The sequence below is a fragment of the Amycolatopsis sp. ATCC 39116 genome, assembly GCF_000231075.2.
GTDB classification, from domain to species: Bacteria; Actinomycetota; Actinomycetes; order Mycobacteriales; family Pseudonocardiaceae; genus Amycolatopsis_E; species Amycolatopsis_E tucumanensis.
Genome location: NZ_AFWY03000001.1, coordinates 475,254 through 500,942, shown reverse-complemented (window position 1 = coordinate 500,942; position 25,689 = coordinate 475,254). Strand labels below are relative to the sequence as shown.

The window sequence follows — 25,689 nt, the reverse complement described above, 5'->3', positions numbered from 1 at the left end:
CAGTCGATGTTGCGTCCGTGTTGCACCATCGGGTGAACGGCGGAACTATCCCGGACCGCCCGGCGACCAGGACGGCGAACGACCTCCGAACGGAAGGGACACCACCATGGAGACGCCGGGCAACTGCAACTGCGGCAACTGCTGTGACTGCGGCGGGGAGTACGGCCGCAACTGACGTCGTGGCGCCCCCTGGCCCGCCCGGGTCAGGGGGCCACGGTGATCGCGTCGAGCTTGCCGCGCAGGTACTCCGACGCCACGACCTCCGGGTACGCCGTGCGCCCCAGCGGCGGCGCGAGCGAGGTGATCCGCGCGTCGTGGTCGGTCTCGTAGAAGAAGATGAGCGACACGAGGTCCTCGTCCGGCGCGTCCGCAGACGGCGGCAGCACCCGGTGCCGCGTCGAGCGCCACCGGTCGCCCGTCCAGCGGGCCATCAGGTCCCCGATGTTCACCGTGAACGCCGCCGGGTCGAACGGCGCGTCCACCCACTCGCCGTCACTGGTGCAGACCTGCAGCCCGCCGACCCCGTCCTGGCGGTCCAGCACCGTCACCGTGCCGAAATCGGTGTGCGGCCCGATCCGGAACTGCCCCGGCTCCGGCGCGCCGACCCGGTTCAGCGCCGGGTACCAGTTGATGTTGAACGTGTACGTCGGGTGCCCGGTGTGCCGGGTGAAGTGGTCCGCGGGCAGGCCGAGCGCCGCCGCGAACACCGTCAGCAGCTCGTCCGACAGCTGCCGCATCCGCGCCATGTACTCGCGTGACGCGGCCGCGAACTCCGGGACCTCCGACGGCCACACGTTGGGCTGGAACCAGAACTCGTCGACCTCCGGCACCCCGACCGCGGCGTCCGCGCCGACCGAGTAGGACTCCTTGAGGTCCGGCGGGGTCTCGGTGCCCTCGGCGTAGCCGTTGGCCTCCACCCCGGGCGGCAGCCAGCCGCGCCCGCCGACCGTCACCGCGTACCGCCGCTTCACCTCGGCGGGCAGCGCGAAGAACTCCCGCGCCCGCGACCGCACCCGCGCGCGCAGCTCGTCCGGCACGCCGTGCCCGGTGATCAGCAGGAAGCCGGACTCCCGCAGCGCGCGGTCCACCTCGGCGGCCACCCGTTCGCGGCCGGTGCCGTCGAACCAGGACGTCAGGTCGATCAGCGGAACGGACGGTGACATGGCAGCTCCTCAGGAAGTTTCGACCCCGATGTCCTCGAACCACAGATCCGGGCGCTCTTCGATGAACTCCGTCATCAGCGTGACGCACGCGGGGTCGTCGAGGATCGTGATGCCGACACCCAGCCCGGCCAGCCAGTCGTGGCCACCGGAGAAGGTGCGGGCTTCGCCGATCACCACGTGGGAGATGCTGAACTGGCGCACCAGGCCGCTGCAATACCAGCAGGGGGAGAGTGTGGTGACCATCACGGTGTCGCGGTAGTGCGGGCGCCTGCCCGCGTTGCGGAAGGCCGCGGTCTCGGCGTGCATCGACGGGTCGTCGTCCTGGACCCGCCGGTTGTGGCCCCGGCCGAGCAGCTCACCGTCCACAGTGAACAACGCCGCGCCGATCGGCACGCCGCCCTCGGACTTGCCGAGCAGGGCCTCTTCGCGGGCGACGGCGAGCAGCCGGCCGGGATCGGGTTTCAGCATGCGCCCACTCTAGAGCGAAGCGAAGAACGCCAGGACGTCTTCGGCGAACAGGTCGGGTTCCTCCATCGCCGCGAAGTGCCCGCCGCGGTCGAACTCCGTCCAGCGCACGATGTTGTGGTCGCGCTCGGCGAGGCGGCGCACGGGGAGCACGATGTCGTGCGGGAACACCGCCACGCCCATCGGCACGTCCACCCCGGGCTGCTTGCCCCAGCTGCGGGCCGATTCGCGGTACAGGCGCGCCGACGACCCGGCCGTGCCGGTCAGCCAGTAGATCATCACGTTGGTCAGCATCAGGTCCCGGTCGACGGCGTCCTCCGGGGTGCCGTCCGAATCGGTCCACTCCTGGAACCGCTCGACGATCCAGGCGAGCTGGCCGACGGGGGAGTCGTGCAACGCGTAGGCCAGGGTCTGCGGGCGCGTCGACTGCAGTTTCATGTAGCCGGACAGCTCGCGCTGGTAGCGCTCGAGCCGTCCCAGCCGCTCCTTGTCGGCCAGGGACAGCTCGTCCAGCTCGGCGGGGTTGCCGGAGGGGGCGGTGCCGAGCATGTTGACGTGCACCCCGGCGACGTGGGCGGCGTCGTCGATCCCCAGCTGGCGCGAGATCGCCGAGCCCCAGTCGCCGCCCTGCGCGCCGTAGCGGTCGTAGCCGAGGTGGCGCATCAGCTCGGCGAAGGCCCGGGCGATCCGCGGCACGTCCCAGCCGGTGTCGGTGGTCGGGCCGGAGAAGCCGTAGCCGGGGATGGCCGGGATGACCAGGTGGTGCCGCGCCGACAGCGCCTCGATCACCGGCAGGAACTCCACCACCGAACCGGGCCAGCCGTGCGTGAGGATCAGCGGCAGCGCGTCGTCGTCGGCCGCGCGGACGTGCAGGAAGTAGATGCGCTGGCCGTCGATCTCGGTGGTGAACTGGCCGAGCTCGTTGAGCCGCTTCTCGTGCGCGCGCCAGTCGTAGCTCGTGCGCCAGTACCGGGTCAGCTCCTGGACGTAGCCGAGCGGGATGCCGTAACTCCAGCCCGCGCCCGGCAGCTCGTCCGGCCAGCGGGTCAGGTCGATGCGCGCGCGCAGGTCGTCGAGCTGGGACTGCGGGACGTCGAGGTGGAACGGCCGGATTTCGCTCATGTCGTGACGGTAGCGCCGATCACGCGGGAACGAGGTTACCGACCGCTTAGTATGTGAGGTACCGTGGCCGTCGTGGCACCGTCGCTGTCAGGGCTGAGCGCCGAGCATGCGCAGGGTGAGATCCGCGTACTCGCGGCCGAGCGCCTTGGGCGTCTTGCCGGTGCGCTCGCTGTACCAGCGCGCCACGTCGACGCCGAGCGACAGGACCGCTCGCGCGGCGGTCTTGACGTCGGCGACCACGAACTGCCCCTGCGCGACGCCGTCCTCGATGACGCCCCGCACCAGGTGCTCGATGCGGCGCCGCAGGTCGGCCACCACCTGGTACTCCTGCTCGGGCAGCGCCTGCAGCTCGTACTGCACGACGCGCGCCACGGTGTGCCGCCGCGCGTGCCAGGCCACGAAGTCGGCGACGATGCGGCGCATCCGCTCCCTCGGCTCGTCGGCGCGCTTGGCGACGTCCTCGACCAGGTCGAGCGTCTGCTGGTGGCCGCTCTTGCTGATGGCGAACAGCAGCGCGGCCTTCGACGGGAAGTGCACGTACAGCGCCGCCGGGCTCATGCCGGCCGCGCTCGCGATGTCGCGCGTCGTGGTGGCGTGGTAGCCGCGGCGGGCGAAGGACTCGACACCGGCCAGCATCAGCCGCCGTGCCGCGTCCGGCTGCACCTCCGGCCAGAGTTCGGCGGACAGCGAGATCGTCATGGCGGAATCCTCCCAGTAGAGAACCGCCTGGCGGGAGACTTGACACGGCGGTCTGGCCGTTCCCATTGTAAGCGAGCGCTTAGTCAAGGTGGACAGGAGACAGGAGCCCGATGGTGAACTCGTTCAAGGACCGCGTCGCGATCGTCACCGGTGCGAGCCGGGGCATCGGCCTCGGCATCGCCCGCGAGCTGGTGCAGCGCGGCGCGCGGGTGTGCATCACCGCCCGCAAGCCCGAACCGCTCGCCGACGCGGTGAACGAGCTGGGCGGGCCGGGCGTGGCGATCGCGGTGCCCGGCAAGGCCGACGACGCGGCGCACCAGGAGGAGGCGGTCGCGAAGACGGTCGAGGCCTTCGGGCGGCTGGACATGCTGGTCAACAACACCGGCATCAACCCGGTCTACGGCCCGGTGCTGGACATCGACCCCACGGCCGCGGCGAAGATCCTCGCCGTCAACGTGCTCGCGCCGCTGGCCTGGCTGCGGCACGCGCGCGACGCGTGGATGGGCGAGCACGGCGGGTCGGTCGTCAACGTCGCCTCCATCGCCGGGCTGCGTGCCTCGCCCGGGATCGGCATGTACGGCGTGAGCAAGGCGGCCGTGATCCGGCTGACCCAGGAACTGGCGGTGGAGCTGGGGCCGAAGATCCGGGTCAACGCGGTCGCCCCGGCCGTGGTGAAGACGAAGTTCGCCACCGCGCTGTACGAAGGCCGCGAGGAGGAGGTGTCCGCGGCGTACCCGATGAAGCGGCTGGGCGTGCCGGAGGACATCGCGGGCGCGGTGGCGTTCCTGTTGTCCGACGAGGCCGGGTGGATCACCGGGCAGACCGTGGTCCTCGACGGCGGCGTGACCCTGGGAGGCGGGCTGTGAGCTTCGAACTGGCGGGCGCCGGGGTCGTCATCACCGGCGGTGGCGGCGGGATCGGGGCGGCGCTGGCGCGCCGGTTCGCCGCGGCGGGCGCGCGGATCGTGGTGGCGGACCTGGACGGCCCGGCCGCCGAGGCGGTGGCCGCGGAGGTCGGCGGGATAGCGGTCGCCGGCGACGCGGCCGGGGTCGACGGGGTGGCGGCGCTGATCGAGCGGGCGTCCGACGAGCTGGGCGCGATCGACCTGTTCTGCGCCAACGCCGGGATCGCCCCGCACGGCGGGCCCGAGGTGCCCGAGGAGGTGTGGGCGCGGGCGTGGGACGTCAATGTGATGGCCCACGTCCGGGCGGCTCACCTGCTGTTGCCCGGGTGGCTGGAGCGCGGGCGGGGCCGGTTCCTCGCGACGGTGTCCGCGGCCGGGCTGCTGACCAGCCTGGGGTCCGCGCCGTACTCGGTCACCAAGCACGGCGCGCTGGCGTTCGCCGAGTGGCTGTCGGCGACGTACCGGCACCGCGGCGTCACGGTCCAGGCGATCTGCCCGCAGGGGGTGCGGACGAACATGCTCGCCGCGACGGGTGTCGGCGGGCAGCTGATCATGGGCGCCTCGGCGATCGAGCCGGACCAGGTGGCCGACACGGTGATGGAGGCCTTCGCGGACGACCGGTTCCTGATCCTGCCGCACCCCGAGGTCGCCGAGTACTACGCCACCCGCGCGACGCAGACGGACCGGTGGCTGGGCGGGATGAACAAGCTGCAGCGCAAGGTGGAGTCCGCGCTGGGGGAGTGACCGCCGGCGCCGGTCGCGCATCGCCCGGGGATGTGCGACCGGGGCCGCGGATATGCTGTGTGCCGGTCGAGGAAGGACGTGCGGATGACCGAGGAGCCGGTGCCGGCGAGGCTGCTGTCGGCGGCGACGCGGTTGTTCGCCGAGCGGGGGTTCGACCGCACGTCGGTGCAGGAGATCGTGGCCGCGGCCGGCGTCACCAAGGGCGCGATGTACCACTACTTCGGCTCGAAGGACGACCTGCTGCACGAGATCTACGGCCGCGTTCTGCGGTTGCAGACCGAGCAGCTGGAGAAGGTCGCGGCCAGTGGCGAGCCGGTGAGCGCACGTCTGCACGCGGCTGCCGCGGACGTGGTCGTGAGCAGCATCGACAACCTCGACGACACGACGATCTTCTTCCAGTCCATGCACCAGCTCAGCCCCGACAAGCGCAAAGCGGTGCGCTCCGACCGGCGGCGCTACCACGTGCTGTTCCGGTCGCTGATCGAAGAGGGCCAGCGCGAGGGCGTGTTCCGGACGGACAAACCGGCGGACATCGTGGTGGACTTCTTCTTCGGCTCGGTGCACCACCTGGCGGTCTGGTACCGCAGCGACGGGCGGCTGAGTGCGCAGGAGGTCGGCGCCCACTACGCCGATCTGCTGGTCGATTCGCTGCGGCCCTGATCGGGGTTCGCGGGCGAGGTGATGCTGTACGCCGTTGAGGCGTCGTCCCGGCTCGCAAGTCGTGGGCGCGAGACGCGCTCGTGGTGCCACGAGGAGCCCGTTAGTGCGACGCGAGGTGCCCACTGGTGTGGGCGCGGTTGGCCCATCAGTGCAGTCACGAAATGCCCATCGGTGCGGACGTGAGGTGTCCATTCGCGCGGCGCGGCCATGAGGTGTTCGTTCGTGTGGGCGTGACATGACCATTAGTGCGACGCGAGGTGCCCACTGGTGTGGAGGAGCCACGAGATGCACGCTCGCGCGGCGTGCGATGTCAAACCGTGCGACGCGAGGTGCCCACCGGTGTGGGCGCGGTTGGCCATCATTGGACCAACCATCGCGAACGGCCACCAGACCAGAAAAAAAGGGGGCCGGCGCCACCCGGCACCGGCCCCCGCAAACCCGCAAGCCCACAAACCCCGGCAACTCACGCCGGCGGCAGATTCACCAACCCCGCCAACGCAGCCCGGTGCCGCCCGGGCGTGCCGAGCGCCAGCTCGCTGCTCTTGGCGCGCTTGAGGTACAGGTGCGCCGGGTGCTCCCAGGTCATCCCGATGCCACCGTGCAGCTGCACCGACTCCTCGGCGGCGTGCAGCGCGACCGCCGAGCACGTCGACTGCGCCACCGCCACCGCGACCGGCACATCGGCATCACCCGTAGCCAGCGTGTCCGCGGCATAGCGCGCCGTCGCGCGGGCGGACACGATCTCCAGGTACAGGTCCGCCAACCGGTGCTTCAGCGCCTGGAACGAACCCACCGGCCGACCGAACTGGTAGCGCTGCTTCAGGTACGCGACCGTCTCATCCAGACACCACTGCGCGACCCCGACCTGCTCCGACGCCAGCAACCCGGCGCCCACCAGCAACGCCTGCCGCAGCGCCGACTCCGCGCCAGGCCCGGAAGCCAGCAGCCGCGACGAAGCGTTGTCGAACGACACGTCCGCCAGCCGCCGCGTCAGGTCCAGCGACACCACCTCGGTCACCGTCGCGCCGGCCTTCTCCACCGCGTACAGCGCCGGGCCGTCCGGACCCACCGCGGGCACGATCAGCACGTCCGCCACCGACGCGTCCGCCACCGTCCGGACCGAACCGCTCAGCGCGCCCTCCGTGTTGGCCGACACGCCGCCAGGGAAACCCGCGTCCGGCGCCGTCGTCAGCGGCACCGCCAGCGCGCCGATCAGCTCACCGCCCGCCAGCCGCGGCAACAGCTCGGTGTCACCGGCTGCCAGCAGCGCCGCCGTCGCCAGCACCGCGCTGCCCAGGAACGGCACCGGCGCCACCGACCGCCCGAGCTCCTCCAGCACGACCGCCACCTCGCGGTACGACGCGCCCTGCCCGCCCAGCTCCTCCGGCACCGCCAGCCCGGCCAGCCCGAGGTCCGCGGCCAGCGTGCGCCACAGCTTCAGGTCGTACGGCTCGGCGCTTTCCGTGCGTGCCAGCACGGACGCGAACCCGGCCCGATCGGTCAGCAGGTCACGGACACTCGCCCGGAGGTCCTCCTCGACCTCGGAGTACAGCAGATCGCTCACCGCGGCAGGTCCTTCCACGCGACGTCCTTGTCCACCCGCGGCTCGGACGGCAGCCCGAGCACACGTTCGGAGATGATGTTGCGCAGCACCTCGGAGGTGCCGCCCTCGATCGAGTTCCCCTTCGCCCGCAGGTAGCGGTACCCGGGCCCGCGGCCGAGCATGTCGACCTTCTCCGGCCTGCGCAACGTCCAGTCGTCGTAGCGCAGACCGTCCTCACCGGACAGTTCGATTTCCAGCCCGGTCAGCGCCTGCTGCAGGTTCGCGAACGCCAGCTTCATCGCCGAGCCCTCCGGCCCCGGCGCGCCCACGGCCAGCTGCTGGCGCAACCGCGTCCCGGCCAGCCGCGCCGCCTCGGCCTGCACCCACAACTTCAGCAACCGGTCGTGCAGCTCCGGCGTGCGCAGCTCCGGACGGTCCCGCCAGGTCTGCGACACCATCCCGATCAGGCCGCCCTCGCGCGGGATCGCGTTGCCGCCGATCGCCACGCGCTCGTTCATCAGCGTCGTCTGCGCGACCTTCCAGCCCTCGCCGACCGCGCCGAGCCGGTTCGCGTCCGGGATCCGGACCCCGGACAGGAACACCTCGTTGAACTCGGCCTCACCGGTGAGCTGCCGCAGCGGCCGCACCTCGACACCGGGATCGGTCATGTCGCAGATGAAGTACGTCATGCCCTGGTGCTTGGGCACGTCCGGATTCGTGCGGGTCACCAGGATCGCGAACCGGGCGATGTGCGCGACCGAGGTCCACACCTTCTGCCCGTTGACCACCCACTCGTCCCCGTCCTGGACGGCGCGGGTGCCCAGCGCGGCGAGGTCCGATCCGGCGCCCGGCTCGCTGAACAGCTGGCACCACACCTCCTCGCCGGTCCACAGTGGACGCAGGTAGCGCTTCTTCTGCTCCTCCGTGCCGAACCGCAGGATGGTCGGCGCCGCCATGCCCAGCCCGATGCCGATGCGGCGCGGGTTGTTGTCCGGCGCGCCGGCCTTCGCCAGCTCGGCTTCGACGACGTTCTGCAGCTCACGCGGCGCGTCCAGGCCGCCGAGGCCGGCCGGGTAGTGCACCCAGGCCAGCCCGGCGTCGAACCGCGCCCGCAGGAACTCCAGCCGGTCCGTGCTCGCCGGCGGGTGGGCGGCGAGCAACTCGCCCACCCGCGCGCGCAGGTCGTCGGCGGTCAGCGTGCTCATCGGGCCTCCGATCGGTACTTCTTCAGCTCGCGGTGGGCGAGCGAGCGCTTGTGGACCTCGTCCGGTCCGTCGGCGAAGCGGAGCGTGCGGATCCCCGCCCACATCTCGGCGAGCGGGTAGTCCTGGGACAGCCCGCCAGCGCCGTGCGCCTGGATCGCCTTGTCCAGGATCCACTCCACGGTCTTCGGGGTGGCGATCTTGATCGCCTGGATCTCGGTGTGCGCGCCGCGGTTGCCGACGGTGTCCATCAGCCACGCGGTCTTGAGCACCAGCAGCCGCAGCTGCTCGACCTTCACGCGGGACTCGGCGATCCAGTCCTGCACCACGCCCTGCTCGGCGATCGGCTTGCCGAACGTGGACCGGCCCAGCGTGCGGCGGCACATCATCTCGATGGCCCGCTCGGCGATGCCGATCGAGCGCATGCAGTGGTGGATCCGGCCGGGCCCGAGGCGGGCCTGCGCGATGGCGAACCCGTCGCCCTCCTCGCCGATCAGGTTGTCCGCGGGCACCCGCGCCTCGTCGAAGACCACCTCGGCGTGCCCGCCATGGGAGCCGTCGGTGTAGCCGAACACGTTCATGCCGCGCTTGACGTGCACGCCCGGCGTGTCCCGCGGCACCAGGATCTGGCTCTGCTGGCGGTGCGGCTCGGCGTCCGGGTCGGTCTTGCCCATCACGATGAAGATCTTGCAGTTCGGGTTCATCGCGCCGGTGATGTAGAACTTGCGCCCGGTGATCACGTAGGAGTCGCCGTCGCGGCGGATGCTGGTGCCGATGTTTCGCGCGTCCGAGGACGCCACGTCCGGCTCGGTCATCGCGAACGCCGAGCGGATCTCACCGTCCAGCAACGGCTGCAGCCACTGCTTGCGCTGCTGCTCGGTGCCGAACATCGCGAGCACTTCCATGTTCCCGGTGTCCGGCGCCGAGCAGTTCAGCGCGACCGGCGCCAGGTGCGGGCTGCGGCCGGTGATCTCGGCCAGCGGCGCGTACTGCAGGTTCGTCAGCCCCGCGCCGTGCTCGCCGGGCAGGAAGAAGTTCCACAGGCCGCGCTTGCGCGCCTCGGCCTTGAGGTCCTCGACGACCGGCGGGAAGGTCCACTCGTTCTCGCGCTCGGCCAGCTGCTCCTCGTAGACCGGCTCGGCGGGGTAGATGTGGGAGTCCATGAACTCGAGAAGCCTCATCCGCAGCTCCTCGGTCTTGGCGTCGAACGTGAAATCCATGATCAGTCCTTGAGGGTGTCGAGGCCGAGGGTGACGAGCGGGACCACCGCGGCGCCGATCTGGTCGAAGCCGGCGCCGACGGTCTTGCCCTGGCTGAACCGGTAGTAGATGCCTTCCAGGATCACCGCGAGCTTGAAGAACGCGAACCCGACGTACCAGTCCAGCGCCGAGACGTCCCGCCCGGACCGGGCCGCGTAGCGGGCGATCATTTCGTCCGTGCCCGGGTAGCCGGGGGCGGTGCTGACGTTGGAGACGATCTCCAGGTTGACCTTGCCGCGCTCGGCGTAGGCCACCAGCAGGGCCAGGTCGGTCAGCGGGTCGCCGAGCGTGGACATCTCCCAGTCCAGCACCGCGGTGATGCGGTCGGTCTCGTCGACCAGCACGTTGTCCAGCCGGTAGTCGCCGTGCACGACGGCCGCCGGCCCGGACGCCGGGATGGCGCGGGCCAGCTGGTCGTGCAGGTCGTCGACGCCCGGCAGGTCCCGGCTGCGCGAGGCGTCCAGCTGCTTCTTCCAGCGGCGCACCTGCCGCTCCAGGAACCCCTCCGGACGGCCGAAGTCGCCCAGCCCCACCGCGGACGGGTCGACCGCGTGCAGGTCCACCAGGGTGTCCATGAGCGACTCGGCGATCGCCTTCGTGCGCTGCGCCCCGAGCGCCTCCAGCTCGCTCGCGGCGCGGTAGGGCGTGCCCGGCACGAACTCCATCACGTAGAACGGCGCGCCGAGCACCTCGGTGTCCTGGCACAGCGTGATCGTCCGCGGCACCGGCACGGGCGTGTCCGCGAGCGCGCTGATCACGCGGTGCTCGCGGGTCATGTCGTGCGCGGTGGGCAGGACGTGCCCCAGCGGCGGCCTGCGGACCACCCAGCGGCTCGTGCCGTCGCCCACGATGTAGGTCAGGTTCGAGCGGCCGCCCTGCACCACCTCACCGGTCAGAGGGCCGCCGACCAGCCCGGGGGAGTGCTCGTCCAGGTAGTCCCGCAGCCGTGCGAGGTCGAGTCCGGGCAGGTCCTGCTGGGTCACTGGGCCTCCTTGTCCAAATAGCTATACCGACCAGTCGGTATGTCCTCACCGTAGCGGAAGCCCGCCCGGAGGCGGGCTCGCGCGTCAGGCGATCAGGCGCGTGACCCACTCGGCCACGCACGCCGGCTTGGCCTCGCCGTCGATCTCGATGGTCCACCGAGTCACGACCTGCTTGCCGCCGGGCACGTCGGTGACCTCGGCCAGCTCGGCGACCCCGCGGATCTTCGAGCCGACCTTGACCGGCTGCGGGAACCGGACCTTGTTCAGGCCGTAGTTGATCCCCATCTTCAGCCCGTCGACGCGGTAGGTGGCTGCCGAGAGCAGCGGCAGGACCGACAGCGTCAGGAACCCGTGCGCGATGGGCGCGCCGAACGGGCCCTGCTTGGCCTTCTCGACGTCGACGTGAATCCACTGGTGGTCGCCGGTGGCGTCGGCGAAGGTGTTGACCTGCTCCTGGGTGACGGTGTGCCAGTCGCTGGCGCCGAGCTGCTCGCCGACCGCGGCGGTGAACTCGTCCAGCCCGTTGAAGACGCGCATGCTCAGTCCTTCGGTCCGCCGGCGACGTAGATGACCTGGCCGGACACGAAGCCCGCACCCTCGCTGACCAGGAACGACACGGTGTTGGCGATGTCCTCGGGCTTGCCGACGCGCTGCACCGGGATCTCCTTGGCGGCGAAGGCCTTGAAGTCCTCGAACGGCACGCCCAGCCGCTCGGCGGTCGCCGCGGTCATGTCGGTCTCGATGAACCCCGGGGCGATCGCGTTGGCGGTGACGCCGAACTTGCCCAGCTCGATGGCCAGCGTCTTGGTGAAGCCCTGCATGCCGGCCTTGGCCGCGGAGTAGTTGACCTGGCCGCGGTTGCCCAGCGCCGAGGTGCTGGACAGGTTCACGATCCGGCCCCAGCGCTGCTCGGTCATGTGCTTCTGGACCGCGCGGGTCATCAGGAACGAGCCCTTGAGGTGCACGTTCATGACCGAGTCCCAGTCCTCGTCGGTCATCTTGAAGAGCAGGTTGTCCCGGGTGATGCCGGCGTTGTTGACCAGCACGGTCGGCGCGCCCAGCTCCTCGGCGACGCGGGCGACGGCGGCCTCGACCTGCTCGGTGTTGCTGACGTCGAGCGCGACCCCGATGGCCTTGCCGCCGGCCGCGACGATGTCCTCCGCGCCCTGCTTCACGGACTCCTCGTTGAGGTCCAGCAGTGCGACGGCGAAACCGTCCGAGGCCAGCTTGCGCGCGACCGCGGCGCCGATGCCTCGGCCGGCGCCGGTCACGATGGCGACCCGGGAGTGGGACTCGGTCACGGGAACTCCTCCTCGTCGTTGAGCGCGTCGGTAAGCGAGCGCTTAGAAAGCTACTCGCCTCCGGCCCGGAGCGCCTAAGTGACCTGGGTCACCTCGGCTCGGTTCGATCGTAGTAACGGGACGGCCAGCGTGGCGAGCGCGAGCAGTTCGGTGGCCGCGAGCAGGCGTTCCACCAGGCCCAGCGGGATCGTGCGCCACCACGGGCCGCCGCCGGCCAGCATGTAACCGACCGCGCCGAGGATGAGCCCGAACCACGCCAGCGAGACGATCGCCAGCACCCGCGCCGCCCAGCGCCAGCCCGGCGAGTCCGGGAAGATGCGGCGCGCGGCGAACAGCAGCCCGACCGGCAGGCACACGAACCCGACGACGCTGGCGTAGCGGTGCACGACGCCGCCCAGGCTCGGCCCGACGGACCAGTCGGTCTTGGGGAACGCGACGACCACCAGCAGGCTCACCGTCCACAGTGCACCCAGCACGACCGCGGCCGAGCGCACCGGCAGCGCCCGCATCAGCACGTGCGCGGCGAACAGCACCGCGGAGCCGACCGCGATCAGCAGGACCGCGACGTCGAAGATCCACTTGTTGGCGCTCAGCGCGTACTCGCTGAGCGTGCGGCGCACCGGGCTGATCTGGTCGGTGGGCGGGAGGAACTGCAGCAGCAGCACGAGCGCGGCGCCCCCGGCGATCGCGGCGAGGCAGGCCAGGGCGAGGATCCGCGGGGCACGGGCGAGGGCCGGGGTGGTGGTCACCCGGTCCAGTTTAAGTGCGCGGGTGTGGGGGTTTTGTGATCTCACGGGCGGTTTCCGCGCCGTCGCGGGACTGTCGGTGGGTGCGCCTAGTATCGGCGGCATGGAGCAACGGGTACTCGGCCGGACCGGCCGGGCGGTGTCAGTGGTCGGGCTCGGCACGTGGCAGCTGGGCGCGGACTGGGGCGAGGTCGGCGAGGAGCAGGCGCTCGCGGTGCTGTCGGCCGCGGCCGAGGCCGGTGTCACCTTCTTCGACACCGCGGACGTCTACGGCGACGGGCGCAGCGAGCAGATCATCGGGCGGTTCCTGCGGGACCACCCGGACGTGTTCGTGGCGACCAAGATGGGCCGGCGCGCGCCGCTCGACCCGGACGAGTACACGCTCGACAACTTCCGGGCCTGGACCGACCGGTCGCGGGCCAACCTCGGGGTGGACACGCTCGACCTGGTGCAGCTGCACTGCCCGCCGACGCCGGTGTACTCGCGGGACGCGGTGTACGACGCGCTGGACGCGCTGGTGGCGGAGAAGCGCATCGCCGCGTACGGGGTGAGCGTGGAGACCTGCGACGAGGCGCTGACCGCGATCGCCCGGCCGGGCACCGCGAGCGTGCAGATCATCCTCAACCCGTTCCGGCTCAAGCCGCTGGAGCGGGTGCTGCCCGCCGCGGCCGAAGCGGGGGTCGGGATCATCGCGCGGGTGCCGCTGGCGTCCGGCCTGCTGTCCGGCCGGTACACGAAGGAGACGGTGTTCGCCGCGAACGACCACCGCACGTTCAACCGCCACGGCGAGGCGTTCGACCAGGGCGAGACGTTCAGCGGGGTGGACTACGCGACGGGCGTCGAGGCGGCCGCGGAGTTCTCGTCGCTGGCCCCCGCCGGCGCGACGCCGGCCCAGACGGCGCTGCGGTGGATCATCCAGCAGCCGGGGGTGACGTCGGTCATCCCGGGCGCCCGGTCCCCGGAGCAGGCGCGCGCCAACGCCGCGGCGGCCGGGCTGGAGCCGCTGCCGCAGTCGACGCTGGAGGCGGTGCGGGAGCTGTACGACCGGCGGATCCGCGCGCAGGTGCACGACCGCTGGTGAGCCGTCGGCTCGGCTGGCCTACCGGTTCGCGCGGGAGCTCGGGCAGGAGATGGACCGGCCACGCAACCCTCGCGAAGAGCGTGACCGTGGAGTAAGGCACCACGAGCGCAGAACTCGCGCGCCTGACCGCGGAACTCGCGCCCCTGAGCGTGGGACTCGCGTGCTTGAGCGTGGGACTCGCGGTGGGCGCGAGTCCCACCGTCCTGGGGGTGAGTTCTGCGTTCAGGTGGTGGCGGTGAGGGTGCGGACGATCCGTTCCCTGGTGTCCGCCGGGTCGATCACGTCGTCGATTTCGAACACCGTCGCCGTGCTCAGGGCTTTGCCGCGCTCGTAGTACTCGGCCACCAGCTCGGTGTAGCGGGCGTGGCGGGCCTCCGGGTCGGCGATCGACTCCAGCTCCTTGCGGAAACCCAGCCGCACCGCGCCCTCCAGGCCCATGCCGCCGAACTCGCCCGTCGGCCACGCCACGGTCAGCGCGGGCGCGTGCAGGGAGCCGCCGGTCATCGCCATCGCGCCCAGGCCGTACGCCTTGCGCAGCACCACCGCGACCAGCGGCGCGGCCAGCCGCGCCCCGGCGACGAACAGGTCCCCGAACCGCCGCACCGTCGCGGTCTTCTCCGCCTCCGGGCCCACCATGAACCCGGGAGTGTCCACGAAGGACACCACCGGCAGGGAATGCGCGCGGCACAGGTTCACGAACCGCGCGGCCTTGTCGGCGGCGTCGCCGTCGATCGCGCCGCCCAGGTGGCCCGGGTTGTTCGCCAGCACGCCCACCGGGATCCCGCCGATCCGGGCCAGCGCGGTCATCACCCCGGCGCCGAACCCGGACCGCAGTTCGAGCAGGCTGCCCGGATCGGCCACTGTGGACAGAACCGGCCGCACGTCGTAGACGCGGACCCGGTTCTCCGGGACCAGGTGCCGCAACCGGCGCTGGTCGTGCGGCTCGCCCGCCTCGGCCGGGCCGGTGAAATAGGACAGGTAACGCCGCGCGACGTCCACCGCTTCGGCCTCGTCGGCGACCAGCACGTCGACGACGCCGTTGGCGTACTGCACCGGCATCGGCCCGACGTCACCGGGCGCGACGACACCGAGCCCGCCGCCCTCGATCATCGCCGGGCCGCCCATGCCCAGCGAGCTGCCCGCGGTCGCGATCACCACGTCGCACACCCCGGCGAGCGCCGCGTTCCCGGCGAAGCAGTAGCCGGAGACGATCGCGACCGTCGGCACCTCGCCGGCCAGCTGGGCGGCCATCCGGAACGTCGGCACGTCCAGCTGGGCCACCGCGGAGGTGTCGGTGTCACCCGGCCGGCCACCGCCGCCCTCGGCGAACAGCACGACCGGCAGCTTCCGGTCGCGCGCGATCCGCAGCATCCGGTCGGTTTTGCGGTGGTTGTGCACGCCCTGCGTGCCGGCGAGCACGGTGTAGTCGTAGGCCAGCACCACGACCGGACGGCCGCCGACGGTCGCGGTGCCGGTGATCATGCCGTCGGCGGGGGTGCGGCGGATCAGGTCGCCGAGGTCCCGGCGCCGGCGCTGCGCGGCGATCGCGAGTGCGCCGTACTCGGTGAAGCTGCCGGGGTCGCACAGGTCTTCGACGTTCTCGCGCGCGGTCCGCCGCCCGGCGGAGTGGCGCTTGCGCACCGCGTCCGGACGGGCGGCGTCCAGGCCGATCTCGTGCCGCGCCAGCGTTTCCGCGAGGTCCGGCCGCACGTGGTCCAGGTCGGCCTCGGTCACCTCGCCGGCCGTGGTCGTGTCGCCGTTCTCCCGCAGGGTCACCAGCACCGCCCCGGCCGTCACGGTGTCGCCCGGTTTGACCGCGACACCGAGCACGACGCCGCCCCGCTCGGCGGTGATCACGTGCTCCATCTTCATGGCTTCGAGCACGACGAGTTCCGCACCGGCCGTGACGGTCTCGCCCTCGGCCACGCACACCTGCACCACGACACCCTGCTGCGGCGCGGTGACCGTGCCCGGCGCGGCGGCCGGTCCGGTGATCTCGTCCACCAGGTCCGGCAGGCGGCGGTCCACGAACGTGGTGTCGACCGCGTCGAGCGGTTCGGCCAGCAGCGCCCGGAGCAGGGCGAGGTTCGTCGGCGGTCCGGCGACGGCGAACTCGCCGAGCGCGCGGCGGGCCCGTGCGGCGGCCGCGGCGAGGTCGGGTCCGGTCACGATCACCTTGGCCAGCAACGAGTCGTAGCGCGGGTTGCCCGCGTAGCCCGGGTAGCCGTGGGTGTCCACACGAATGCCGCGCCCGGTGGGCGGCTGGAACGCGGTGAGCGCGCCGCCGCCGGGCAACACGGTGCCGTCCGGCCGCACCGTTTCGGTGTTGACGCGGGCCTGGAGCGCCACCCCGCGCGGCTCGGGGACAGTGCGGTCCAGCGACTCGCCCGCGGCGAGGCGAAGACTGATCTCGACCAGGTCGAGCCCGGTGACCTCCTCGGTGACGGTGTGCTCGACCTGGAGCCTCGGGTTCACCTCCAGGAACACGAATTCACCGCCGTCGACCAGGAACTCCACAGTGGCCAGACCGCGGTACACAGTGGACCCGATGAGCACGGTGGCCGCCTGGTGCAAACGCTTTCGCAGGTCCCGGTCAAGCGCGGCGGGCGCGAATTCGACGAGCTTCTGCCGTCGTCGCTGGAGACTGCAGTCCCGGTCGCCGAGCGCGAGCACCGTCTCACCGTCGGCGGCGATCTGCACCTCGATGTGGCGGGCGCGGGGGAGGAGTCGTTCGAGGTAGACCGAGCCGTCACCGAACGCGGCCGCGGCCTCGGACGCGCACCGGCGCAGCGCGGCGGGCAGGTCGGCGGCGTCGGTCACCGGCCGCATCCCGCGGCCGCCGCCACCGGCCAGCGCCTTGACCATCACCGCGCCGTGCTCGGCAAAGAACGCCTCGGCCGTGGCCGGGTCGGTGGGGCCGTCGGTGCCCGCGAGGACGGGAATGCCCAGCTCACGGGCGCGTGCGCGGGCTCGGGTCTTGTCGCCGAACAGTTCGAGGGCTTCCGGGGACGGTCCGGCGAAGCGGATTCCGGCCTCTGCGCAGCGGCGGGAGAGTTCGGGGCTCTCGGACAGGAAACCGTAGCCGGGGTGCAGGAACTCGCAGCCGGTGCGCTGCGCGGCGGCCACGATCGCGGCCGCGTCGAGGTAGGTGCCGTCGAGGCATTCGGCGTGGTGGGCGCGGGTGACGTGGGCGCAGTCGGCGTCGTCCGCCGGGTACACGGCGACGGTGCGGAAGCCCAGTCCGGCGGCGGTTCCCATGATCCGGACGGCGATCTCGCCCCGGTTCGCGACGAGCAGGGACGGCACCGTCTCACCTCACCGTGTTGATCACGTCCTCGGACTCCCCGGACGCTACCGGGCGGGCGGTGCCGGTACCAGGGCCGCCGGTGTCGCCAGATCGGGACGGGCGAAACCGGCGGCCGTCTTGTTCAACGATCCCGGCCGGAGTGGGATTCCCGGCGTATAACGGCCTATACAGCGCGACCATGGTCACCAGCACGTAGGACGAGCCGAGCAGGTGCTGCCACCACGTCCAGTGCATCTCGAGGTCGTGGGTCTGCGGTAGCCACGAGTGCGGCCCGACGACGAAGACCAGCAGGACCGGGGTCCAGCGCGGGGCGCGGACGAGCACGGCCACGGCGGCGGGCAGGACCCAGACCCAGTGGTGCGACCAGCTCACCGGCGACGCGAGGAGCCCGCCGGCGGCGATGGCGAGCAGGGCGGTGACGTCGTCGCGGGCACGGCGCGCGGCGGCCGCGGCCAGTGCCATCACGGCAGCGGCGAGCACGGCCCACAGCAGGGTGCTCGCGGGCAGCAGGCGGACCAGGACGGCCTGGATGTTCTGGTTGAAGGCGTAGGCGAGGCCGCCGATGCGTTCCGGGTCGAAGAGGGTGTGCAGCCAGTACTGCGCCGAGTCGCGGGGCGCGAGCAGCAGGGCGGCGAGCCCGCACGCGGCGAAGGACGCGACGGCGGTGGCGGTGGCCCGGTAGCGGCCGCGGAGGAGGAACAGCAGCACGAAGACGGCCGGGGTGAGCTTGATCGCCGCGGCCACGCCGACCAGGAGGCCGCGGGGCCAGCGGGTGCGGGGGAGCAGGCAGTCGGCGGCGACCAGGGCCATCAGGATCAGGTTGATCTGCCCGAACCCGATGGTCTGCCGGGCCGGCTCGAACAGGGCCCACAGGGCGGCCACCGACATGCCGAGGGCGTCCGCGGCGGCGCGGTCGGCGATCAGGCGCCGGGCGGTGATCGTGGTGGTGACCGCGAGGGCGGCCGCGGACGCGAGGCTGATCGCGAACTTGGCCACGTGCCACGGCAGGAGCTCGACGGGCGCGAAGAGGATCGCGGCGAACGGCGGATAGGTGAAGGGCAGCGGCATGCCCGGCACGAGAGCCGCGAAGCCCGGCTCGTACAGCGCGGCGCCGGTCCGCCAGGCGAAGCCGCCGGTGCGGTAGACGTGCAGGTCGAGGAAGCCCTGGAACAGCAGAACCCAGCCGACCGTGGTGAGGAGGAGGACCGCGGCGGCGGCGCGGGTGATCCAGCGCAGGCGGGCGTGGGTGAGCCGTCCGTGGCCGAGCGCCGTCATCGTGTCCCCCAGTCACGACGCGGCCCCCTGCCACGTCCCCCAAGATCGCCATCTTGGCACCGGCACGCCGCCGCGGAGCCGGAGGTCCCCCGGTTCAGCGACCGGTGCGCGCGCGGAGCCGGCGCAGCATGCGGGCGTCCTCGAAACCCACGGCCCGCGCGGCGGCTTCCACCGTCGAGCCGTGGCCGATCAAGTGCTCGGCGCGTTCCAGCCGCAGCATCTGCTGGTACCGCAACGGGGTCAGCCCGGTCGCGCGGGTGAACAGGCGCGTCACCGTGCGCTCGCTGCAGCCCACCGCGGCCGCCAGTTCGGCCAGCTTCAGCGGGCCGGCGAACCGCGCGTCTATGAGGTCCTGGAGGCGGTGGACAGTGTCGTTGACGTGCGACCGGTGCCGCAGCATCGCGCTGGCCTGCTGCTCGTCGCCGTTGCGGCGCGCGTACACCACCATCGACCTGGCCACCCGCGCCGCCACCGCCGGGCCGTGCCGCGCAGCTACGAGGTGCAGGGCCAGGTCGATGCCGCTCGCGATCCCGGCCGACGTCACCACCCGGTCGTCGACCACGAACAACACGTCCCGCACCACCGTCGCCGCCGGGTAGCGCTCCGCGAGTTCGTCCTGCAGCTCGTGGTGCGTCGTGCAGCGGCGGCCGTCCAGCAGGCCCGCCCGGCCCAGCGCGTCGGCGCCCGAGCACACGCTCGCCACCGTGCCGCCCCGCTCGTGGTGCGCCCGCACCCACGCCAGCCCCGCCGCGCTGAGCGGCGCCGCCGTCAGCCGCGGCGACCGCCACCCCGGCACGACCACCAGATCGCCCGCGGACAGGTCCGGCCAGTCCCGCTCCGCCGTCACCGGCACGCCCTGCGCCGTCTCCACCGTCGCGCGCTCACCGAGGTAGGCCAGCTCGTAGTCCAGCCCCAGGTCGCGGGCTGTCGAGAACACCTGCGCGGGCCCGGCGAGGTCCAGCAGGTGCAGGCGGGGGAGGAGCAGGAAGGCCACACGGGTCACGATCCGGTCAGCCTACGCCCACTCCGGTCAGCTCGGCGACGCCGCGGATCGCGGCGAACCGTCCGGCCAGCGCGTACTCGGTGCGGGCGATGATCTCGTCCGTGCCGAGGGTGCGCGGATCGGCGAGGATCTCCTCCGGCGTGCGCCCGGCAGGGGCGTCCCGGTGCGGGATCGGGTCGGTGGTCGTCGCGTCGGTCACGAAGGTGACGTCGTAGCCCAGATCGGACGCCAGCCGGGCGGTCGTCTCGCAGCACTGCTCGGTGCGGATGCCGCAGACGGTGAGCCGCCGGATTCCACGCGACACCAGGATCTGCTGCAGGTTCGTGGTGGTGAAGGCGTTGTGCGCGGTCTTGGTGAGCAGCGGCTCGCCCTCGGCTGGCGTCAGCCCGTCCATCAGCCGGACGTGGCCGAGCGCGGGGTCGAACACCGTGCCGCTGCCGGGTTCGCTGTGCAAGACCCAGCACACGAGCCCACCGCGAGCGCGCGTGTGCTCGGCGAGCAGGGCCGCCCGTTCCGCCACCGCGGGGTTCGCGGTGAGCCGCCAGCCCGGCCGCTGCCGGAACGACTCCTGAATGTCCACGACGACGAGTGCTTCGTTCATGCCGTCGAGTCTGCGGTTCCGGCGCCGGCAACGGCAGGCTGGATCAGGCCGGAGTGCGGACCGATCCGGTCACGAGCCGTTCCCGGTCTGGTCCTCCTCCTCGGTGCTCAGCGGCCGGGTGCGGGACGTGCCGCCGAAGCCGGGTGCGAGGTCGGCCGGGTTGGGCGTGTCGTTGTCGGCGTTCGGGCCGCCCTGCGGCGGATCGGACTCCGGGATCCCCGGCGCCGACTCCGGCTGGTTGTTCGCGTTGCCGTTCATGGGAGCCTCCCATCGGTGATCCGGTCGGGATTCCCGACGGCCGGCCGCCCAAACGGGACTGTCAGCCCTTGCGGCCCGGGTTCGCGACCGCCGTGGTGAGGCAGAACCCGATCGGCCCTGCGGTGTCGTGCAGGGTGCAGTGCCCGACGGCGATCCCGTCTTCGCTGAGGTGACCCGAGGACTCCAGTCCGATGGCGTCCGACAGCGGCAAGCGGCTCAGCGACAACGTGTAGTCGGCGTTGATGAAGTCCAGGCTCCCGGCGCTGGCGTGGGCGAGCGGGCTCGCGGTGTCGGCGGCCAGCGCGGCCCGCACGAACGGCGACAGCGCCTCGCCCTCGACCAGTTCCCGGGACTCACGCAGCCACGCCCGCCGCCGCCCGGTTCCGCGGCCCGTGCGCAGCGGCTGGTTGTGCTCGTCGAACCGCCAGATCGCCCAGCCTTGTTCCCGCGGCTCCCACAGTTCCTCGGGCGGCGGCGCGTCCCAGGCCGGGGTGGCCGGGACGGGCGCGCCGGGCTGCTCACCGCTGCGCAGCAACACCGCCGTCGCGCGGGCGACGAGCCCCGTCGCGCCGTGCACGAAGGCATCCGCGACCCGGATGCGGCGCCCGTCGCGCACCAGCGTGGTCTCGACGCGGACCGGGGCGAGCGGCGCGTTGCGGAACAGGTCCACGGTCAGCCTGCTGAAGTGCAGGCCCGGCGCGGCGTGTTCGCGTTCCAGCGCCCGCGCGGTGAGCCCGCCCAGCAGGCGGCCGTGGATCATCTCCGGGTTCCACCAGCTGCGCGCCACCGGAGCCGGGGCCAGCTCGTCGCCGTCGGCGGTGAAGAACGCCTGCTGCTGCTCGGTCTGGGCCACCGGGTGATCTTAGGCGTCGAACGTCAGGTCCCGGATCGGTCACTTCCGCCACACCGGGCGGGAACTCCTGCTGTGATCGGAGCGGTCCCCCGCGAGAAGGGTCGGCACATGACGTTTCCGCCTCCGCCTCCGTCCGGTCCGTTCCAGCGCCCGCGGCAGCCGCGCGGCGGCACGGCCATCACCGCCGGCGTCCTGGGGTGCCTTGGCGCCCTGTGGGCGATCGCGGCCGCGGTCACGAACCTCGCCGCGATCGACGAGACCGCCACCGGCGTGCAGTGGGTCCTCGGCATGCGCGGCATGGGCTATCTGGTCCAGTTCGTGCTGTTGCTGACCGGGGCGGTGCTGCTGTTCTCCCGGAAGGCCGCCGGGCGGTGGCTGCTGGTGGGCGGCAGCGCGCTGCACGTCGTCCAGACCCTCGTCGCCGGCGTCGGGTACGAGCTGGCCGACCTGGTCTACGTCGACAAGGCCGGGCCGTCCTACGTCCACGGCGACTTCGCGATCGTGTTCCTGCAGATCCTGCCCGCCGTCGTGACGCTGGTACTGGCGCTGGTCCCGGCGACCGCGCGGTGGTGCGCGCCGCGGCCCGGCCCGTACACCTGGGCGCCTCACTCGCAGTGGTGATCCGGGTCGCGAATCGGTCACTTCCGCCACGCGCGGGCGGCTCGTCTGTTTGGATCACGCCGGTCAAGTCCGATCGGAAGGTTCCCATGACGTACCCGCCCCAGCCGGGCCAGTACCCGGCCGCGCCCCCGCCCTACCCGGGCGAGCAGTACTCCGTCCAGCAGCCGCCCAGCGGTGGCACCGCGATCACCGCCGGGGTGCTCGCCGTCCTCGGCGCCCTGTGGGGCGTCGCCATCGGGATCGCCAACTTCGGCGTCCTCGACGACGTGGTCGAGGACCTCAAGTGGCTCGTGATCTTCCAGGGCACGGTGTACCTGATCGAGTTCGCCACCCTGCTGCCCGGCGCGATCCTGCTGTTCCTGCGCAAGTCCGCGGGCCGTTGGCTCGTCGCCGCGGGCAGCGCGCTGCACATCGTGCAGGGCCTCGTCGCGTTGATCGTGCTGTCCTCGGACGACCGTTTCAACAGCGAATTCGACAGCGCGGCGGCGATCGGTGGCGGCGTCGGCGGTCTGCTGGCCGTGTTGTCGCCCGCGATCGCCACGCTGGTCCTCGCCCTGGTGCCGCTCACCGCGCGCTGGTGCGAGTGGGGCAAGCGCCCGCCGCAGCAGCCCGGCCCCTACCAGGCGCCGCCGCCGGGTTACGGCCCGCCGCCGCAGCAGTGGTGACCTCACCGGAAAAATAGTCGGGGCGAGTTGTCGATCCGGCCCGGGTTCCTTCGACGTGTTGATGACAGCAACTTCGGAGGAAGGATCGATCATGGCTCGCATTCCGGTTTCGCAGACCCAGCTCACCCCCGTCGTCCTGGGCGTCGTCCGCATCGTGGTCGGACTGTTGTTCGCCTTTCACGGCCTGCAGGGGTTCGGCGCGTTCGGCGGGATGGACGGACAGGGCGCCGCCGCGCCGCTCGGGGCGTGGCCGGCCTGGTGGGCGAGCGTCATCGAGCTGGGCGGCGGGGTGCTGGTGATGCTCGGCCTCGGCACCCGGGGCGCGGCGCTGATCTGCTCCGGCGCGATGGCCTACGCCTACTTCACCGTGCACCAGCCGCTGGCCCTGCTGCCGCTGCAGAACATGGGCGAGACCGCGGCGCTGTACGCGTGGGTGTTCCTGTTGATCGCGGTCGCCGGCCCGGGCCGGTTCGCGCTGAGCGGCCTGGTGCGGCGCCGCGCGGCCGAGCGGGTGGAGCGCGTCCCGGCCGGGGTGTGAGTCAGGCGGGCTGCGGGGCCGGGTCCTCGTCGCGCAGCAGCGGCGATCCGGCCAGCAGCACGGTGCACCCGGCCAGGCCGCCGGCGGCCACCAGTTCCAGCGCGATCCACGGCCCGCCGCGGACGTGCTCCCCGAACACCAGCAGGCCCCAGCCCAGCGCGACGAGCGGGTTGGCCAGGACGAGCCCGGGCTGGGCGGCGACGAGCCGCCCGGCCCGGAGTGCTGTCTGCAGCAGGAAGAACCCGGCCGGCCCGGCGACGAGCATCGCGTAGGTCTGCCAGGCTTTGAACAACCCCGGCACGCCGCCCGCCGTGAGCGCCGCGGTCACCCCGGCCATGAGGACCGCGGTGAACCCGAACCACAACCCCGCCGCCGCGCCGAGGAAGGCCGCGCTGTGGGTGGTCTCGTCCCGCTTGCCCGCCACGAACAGCACGGCCACACAGGTGATCGTCACGGCGCAGCCGAGCAGCCACTCCAGCGCCGAGACGCCGCGGGTGTCCCCACCGCCCGGGGCGAGCGCGAACAGCAGCAGCCCGACCGAGACGGCCATCCCGACCGCGGCGACCGAGTCCCGGACACCGAGGCGGGTGCGGAAGACCAGCCCCGCCAGGACGAGCGTGACCGCCAGCTCGGACACCATGATCGGCTGGATGAGGACGATCGGCCCGGTCGCGAGCGCCGCCGCCTGCAACACGAGCCCGGTGAGCATGACGACGACCCCCGCGACCCACACCGGGGTCCGGACGAGCCCCTTGAGCGCGCCGACGTCCAGGTCGCTGCCCTGCTGCTTCCGCGCCCCGGCCCGCTGGAGAACGGCACCCGCGGCATTCGCGACGGCGGCGAGCACGGCCAGCAGCACGGTCAGCACATCATCACGGTGACACGCGCGCGGATGGCGCGCACGGCAGCGGGTGCGGGCGGGTGAGCTGCGCAGAGGGGCCGGGGATGGCTTGGGCGGGGGAGGCCGCCGCAGGCGGCGGGCCGGGGGAGCGCGGAGGGGCGAGGGGTGGTGGGTTGGGATGGGTGGTGCTGTGGAGGCGGGGAGGGCGGAGGGGCAAGGGGCGCTGCCGCGGAGGCCGGCCGGGGGCGGCGGGCCGAGGGGCTGGATGGCGAGGGCGTGGAGGCGCCGGGCGCCGATGGTGGGTTGGGGCGGGGCGATAGGGGCGCTGCCGCGGAGGCCGCCGCAGGCGGCGGGCCGGGGGCGCGGAGGGCATGGGGCGGCGGCCGAGGGGTGCAGTCGGGTGAGAGACGCGGCGGGCCGCGACCACGCGGCGGGCCGTGGGGGCGGTGCTGGGTTGGGGGGGCGTTGGACCGAGGTGCGGTGGGTCGAGGTTGCGGAGGGTTGGGAGAGCGCAGCGCCGAGGGGCGCGGTGGGTTGCGCGAGCGCGGTGGGCCGAGGGGCTGGATGGCGACGGCGTGGAGGCGCCGGGCGCCGATGGTGGGTTGGGGCGGGGCGATAGGGGCGGAGCCGCTGGAGACGGTGGGCCGCGGAAGCGCAGATGGCAAGGGGCCGTGGGCCGAAGGGTGCGTTGGGCCGAGGGGCCGGAGGCCGAGGGCGCGGAGGCCGAGGGCGCGGAGGCGCCAGGCGCGGAGGCGCCAGGCGCTGATGGGGAGGGGGTGATGGGGCGGTGCCGCGGAGGCCGCCGGAGGCGGCGGGCCGCGGAGGGGGTGCAGGGGAGCGTGAGGGTGCGGCGAGCCGCGCGAGCGCGGCGGGCCGAAGGGGCGGAGGCGAGGGGCCGGAAGGGGCGTGTGGTGTGCGCGGGCGGATGGGATAGCACCGGAGGAGGGTGGGTGCGCGCGGGCGGATGGGATGGCGCCGGAGGAGCGTGTGGTGCGCGCGGGCGGATGGGACGACGCCGCAAGGGGTGCGAAGTCCGCGAGGCTGTGGGGCCGGGCTACCGCGGCGGCTGCTGCCCCGGGGACTGCGGGCCTGGGTACGGCTGCCCGGGATGCTGCTGACCCGGGTACTGCTGGCCGGAATGTTGCTGCCCGGGGTACTGGGGGCCGGGATGCTGCGGGCCGGAGTACTGCTGCCCGGGGTGCGGCTGTCCCGGGTACTGCTGCTGCCCCGGGTACTGCTGCGGCGCGTACGGCTGCTGTCCCGGATACGGCCCCGCCGCTCCGGGGTACTGCTGCCCGGGACTCTGCTGGCCCGGGTAAGGCTGGCCCGGGTAAGGCTGGCCGGGATACGCCTGTGGCCCGTGCGGACCGCCCGGCTGTGGACCGCCCGGCTGCGGCCCCCCGGGATGCGGCTGCCCGCCCGCCGGGCCGAGGTAGCGCGCGCTGCCGAACCCCAGGATGGGCAGGAAGATGAACGGGAAGAACACCGTCAGCACCCCGAACCCGGTGCCGCGGCCGAACGAGCGCGCCAGGTCGATGTAGACGATGAACAGCAGCACGACGTTGACCAGCGGAATCAGCATCAGCAGGATCCACCACCACGGCCGCCCGGCGACGCGCAGCAGCACGATCGTGTTGTAGATCGGGACGATCGCCGCCCAGCCGGGCTGGCCCGCTTTGCTGAACACGCGCCAGATCGCGGCGACCATCAGCACCGCGAACGCCAGGCTGCCCAGCGAGACCCCGATCGCTCCGCCGACGCTGAGTCCGCCCGTGTCGTAGCTGTTCACGTCAGGTTCCTCCCCATCGAATCCGCGCTCAGGGTAGCGGTTCCGATCACCGAACAGGCGTGAAAA

General features: G+C 72.6%; 26 protein-coding genes. 7 read left to right on the top strand and 19 right to left on the bottom strand.

Going from position 1 to position 25,689, the window contains the following annotated elements:
- Positions 1-203: 203 nt before the first annotated feature.
- The 4 genes from AMY39116_RS0302625 to AMY39116_RS0302610 all read right to left on the bottom strand — a co-directional run bounded on the left by AMY39116_RS0302625 (position 204) and on the right by AMY39116_RS0302610 (position 3,449).
- Entirely contained in the window at positions 204-1,163 is a 960-nt protein-coding gene (locus AMY39116_RS0302625) for an isopenicillin N synthase family oxygenase (protein WP_020416167.1), read from the bottom strand.
- A 9-nt stretch (positions 1,164-1,172) separates the two neighbouring features.
- Positions 1,173-1,631, bottom strand: coding sequence for a nucleoside deaminase (locus AMY39116_RS0302620; RefSeq protein ID WP_017982963.1), 459 nt, complete (start codon positions 1,629-1,631; stop codon positions 1,173-1,175).
- 9 nt (positions 1,632-1,640) lie between these two features.
- Entirely contained in the window at positions 1,641-2,750 is a 1,110-nt protein-coding gene (locus tag AMY39116_RS0302615) for an epoxide hydrolase family protein (protein ID WP_020416166.1), read from the bottom strand.
- Positions 2,751-2,837: 87 nt separating this feature from the next.
- Positions 2,838-3,449 (bottom strand): TetR/AcrR family transcriptional regulator, encoded by a 612-nt coding sequence (locus AMY39116_RS0302610; RefSeq protein ID WP_017982961.1) that lies wholly within the window; start codon positions 3,447-3,449, stop codon positions 2,838-2,840.
- A gap of 110 nt (positions 3,450-3,559) precedes the next feature.
- Between AMY39116_RS0302610 and AMY39116_RS0302605 the strand changes: the two genes are divergently transcribed.
- The 3 genes from AMY39116_RS0302605 (at position 3,560) to AMY39116_RS0302595 (ending at position 5,757) form a co-directional block, all read left to right on the top strand.
- Positions 3,560-4,315, top strand: coding sequence for an SDR family oxidoreductase (locus AMY39116_RS0302605; protein ID WP_020416165.1), 756 nt, complete (start codon positions 3,560-3,562; stop codon positions 4,313-4,315).
- Positions 4,312-5,097 (top strand): SDR family oxidoreductase, encoded by a 786-nt coding sequence (locus AMY39116_RS0302600; RefSeq protein ID WP_020416164.1) that lies wholly within the window; start codon positions 4,312-4,314, stop codon positions 5,095-5,097. Before AMY39116_RS0302605 ends, AMY39116_RS0302600 begins: the two co-directional genes overlap by 4 nt.
- Positions 5,098-5,181: 84 nt before the next feature.
- Complete coding sequence (locus AMY39116_RS0302595) at positions 5,182-5,757, top strand: TetR/AcrR family transcriptional regulator (protein WP_020416163.1); 576 nt, start codon at positions 5,182-5,184, stop codon at positions 5,755-5,757.
- Positions 5,758-6,220: 463 nt separating this feature from the next.
- On the opposite strand, the gene AMY39116_RS0302590 is transcribed toward AMY39116_RS0302595, so the two are convergent.
- The 7 genes from AMY39116_RS0302590 to AMY39116_RS0302560 all read right to left on the bottom strand — a co-directional run bounded on the left by AMY39116_RS0302590 (position 6,221) and on the right by AMY39116_RS0302560 (position 12,794).
- Positions 6,221-7,321, bottom strand: a complete 1,101-nt coding sequence (locus AMY39116_RS0302590) for an acyl-CoA dehydrogenase family protein (protein WP_020416162.1) — start codon at positions 7,319-7,321, stop codon at positions 6,221-6,223.
- The gene (locus AMY39116_RS0302585; RefSeq protein ID WP_020416161.1) at positions 7,318-8,505 is read right to left on the bottom strand and encodes an acyl-CoA dehydrogenase family protein; all 1,188 of its coding nucleotides are present in this window, start codon (positions 8,503-8,505) and stop codon (positions 7,318-7,320) included. The genes AMY39116_RS0302590 and AMY39116_RS0302585 overlap by 4 nt, the downstream gene beginning before the upstream one ends.
- Complete coding sequence (locus AMY39116_RS0302580; RefSeq protein ID WP_017982955.1) at positions 8,502-9,722, bottom strand: acyl-CoA dehydrogenase family protein; 1,221 nt, start codon at positions 9,720-9,722, stop codon at positions 8,502-8,504. Before AMY39116_RS0302580 ends, AMY39116_RS0302585 begins: the two co-directional genes overlap by 4 nt.
- Positions 9,723-9,724: 2 nt before the next feature.
- Positions 9,725-10,744, bottom strand: coding sequence for a phosphotransferase family protein (locus AMY39116_RS0302575; protein ID WP_020416160.1), 1,020 nt, complete (start codon positions 10,742-10,744; stop codon positions 9,725-9,727).
- Positions 10,745-10,828: 84 nt separating this feature from the next.
- Positions 10,829-11,281: a MaoC family dehydratase gene (locus AMY39116_RS0302570; RefSeq protein ID WP_017982953.1), complete on the bottom strand. Its 453-nt coding sequence runs from the start codon at positions 11,279-11,281 to the stop codon at positions 10,829-10,831.
- A gap of 2 nt (positions 11,282-11,283) precedes the next feature.
- Entirely contained in the window at positions 11,284-12,045 is a 762-nt protein-coding gene (locus AMY39116_RS0302565) for a beta-ketoacyl-ACP reductase (protein ID WP_020416159.1), read from the bottom strand.
- A 74-nt stretch (positions 12,046-12,119) separates the two neighbouring features.
- Positions 12,120-12,794 (bottom strand): DUF998 domain-containing protein, encoded by a 675-nt coding sequence (locus tag AMY39116_RS0302560; RefSeq protein WP_020416158.1) that lies wholly within the window; start codon positions 12,792-12,794, stop codon positions 12,120-12,122.
- Positions 12,795-12,894: 100 nt separating this feature from the next.
- On the opposite strand from AMY39116_RS0302560, the gene AMY39116_RS0302555 reads away from it, so the two are divergent.
- The gene (locus AMY39116_RS0302555) at positions 12,895-13,872 is read left to right on the top strand and encodes an aldo/keto reductase (RefSeq protein ID WP_027935563.1); all 978 of its coding nucleotides are present in this window, start codon (positions 12,895-12,897) and stop codon (positions 13,870-13,872) included.
- Between the two features lie 222 nt (positions 13,873-14,094).
- Here the strand turns inward: AMY39116_RS0302555 and AMY39116_RS0302550 are convergent, their stop codons facing one another.
- The 6 genes from AMY39116_RS0302550 to AMY39116_RS0302525 form a co-directional block, all read right to left on the bottom strand.
- Entirely contained in the window at positions 14,095-17,178 is a 3,084-nt protein-coding gene (locus AMY39116_RS0302550; RefSeq protein WP_020416156.1) for a carboxyl transferase domain-containing protein, read from the bottom strand.
- Positions 17,179-17,182: 4 nt separating this feature from the next.
- Entirely contained in the window at positions 17,183-18,454 is a 1,272-nt protein-coding gene (locus AMY39116_RS0302545) for a glycosyltransferase 87 family protein (protein WP_020416155.1), read from the bottom strand.
- A gap of 94 nt (positions 18,455-18,548) precedes the next feature.
- Positions 18,549-19,457: a GlxA family transcriptional regulator gene (locus AMY39116_RS0302540; protein WP_027935562.1), complete on the bottom strand. Its 909-nt coding sequence runs from the start codon at positions 19,455-19,457 to the stop codon at positions 18,549-18,551.
- Positions 19,458-19,464: 7 nt separating this feature from the next.
- Entirely contained in the window at positions 19,465-20,058 is a 594-nt protein-coding gene (locus AMY39116_RS0302535; protein ID WP_020416153.1) for an isochorismatase family protein, read from the bottom strand.
- 69 nt (positions 20,059-20,127) lie between these two features.
- Positions 20,128-20,316, bottom strand: a complete 189-nt coding sequence (locus AMY39116_RS0302530; protein WP_020416152.1) for a hypothetical protein — start codon at positions 20,314-20,316, stop codon at positions 20,128-20,130.
- Positions 20,317-20,377: 61 nt separating this feature from the next.
- Positions 20,378-21,169, bottom strand: a complete 792-nt coding sequence (locus AMY39116_RS0302525) for an acyl-CoA thioesterase domain-containing protein (RefSeq protein WP_020416151.1) — start codon at positions 21,167-21,169, stop codon at positions 20,378-20,380.
- Between the two features lie 108 nt (positions 21,170-21,277).
- Here AMY39116_RS0302525 and AMY39116_RS42120 point away from each other — a divergent pair, with 108 nt between their 5' ends.
- The 3 genes from AMY39116_RS42120 to AMY39116_RS0302510 all read left to right on the top strand — a co-directional run bounded on the left by AMY39116_RS42120 (position 21,278) and on the right by AMY39116_RS0302510 (position 22,993).
- Positions 21,278-21,790: a hypothetical protein gene (locus AMY39116_RS42120; RefSeq protein WP_020416150.1), complete on the top strand. Its 513-nt coding sequence runs from the start codon at positions 21,278-21,280 to the stop codon at positions 21,788-21,790.
- 86 nt (positions 21,791-21,876) lie between these two features.
- Complete coding sequence (locus AMY39116_RS0302515; RefSeq protein ID WP_020416149.1) at positions 21,877-22,455, top strand: hypothetical protein; 579 nt, start codon at positions 21,877-21,879, stop codon at positions 22,453-22,455.
- A gap of 91 nt (positions 22,456-22,546) precedes the next feature.
- Complete coding sequence (locus AMY39116_RS0302510) at positions 22,547-22,993, top strand: DoxX family protein (protein WP_020416148.1); 447 nt, start codon at positions 22,547-22,549, stop codon at positions 22,991-22,993.
- A gap of 1 nt (position 22,994) precedes the next feature.
- Here the strand turns inward: AMY39116_RS0302510 and AMY39116_RS0302505 are convergent, their stop codons facing one another.
- Both AMY39116_RS0302505 and AMY39116_RS47070 read right to left on the bottom strand, forming a co-directional pair.
- Complete coding sequence (locus tag AMY39116_RS0302505; RefSeq protein WP_020416147.1) at positions 22,995-23,861, bottom strand: DMT family transporter; 867 nt, start codon at positions 23,859-23,861, stop codon at positions 22,995-22,997.
- 1,027 nt (positions 23,862-24,888) lie between these two features.
- Entirely contained in the window at positions 24,889-25,623 is a 735-nt protein-coding gene (locus tag AMY39116_RS47070; protein ID WP_020416146.1) for a DUF5684 domain-containing protein, read from the bottom strand.
- Positions 25,624-25,689 lie beyond the last annotated feature (66 nt).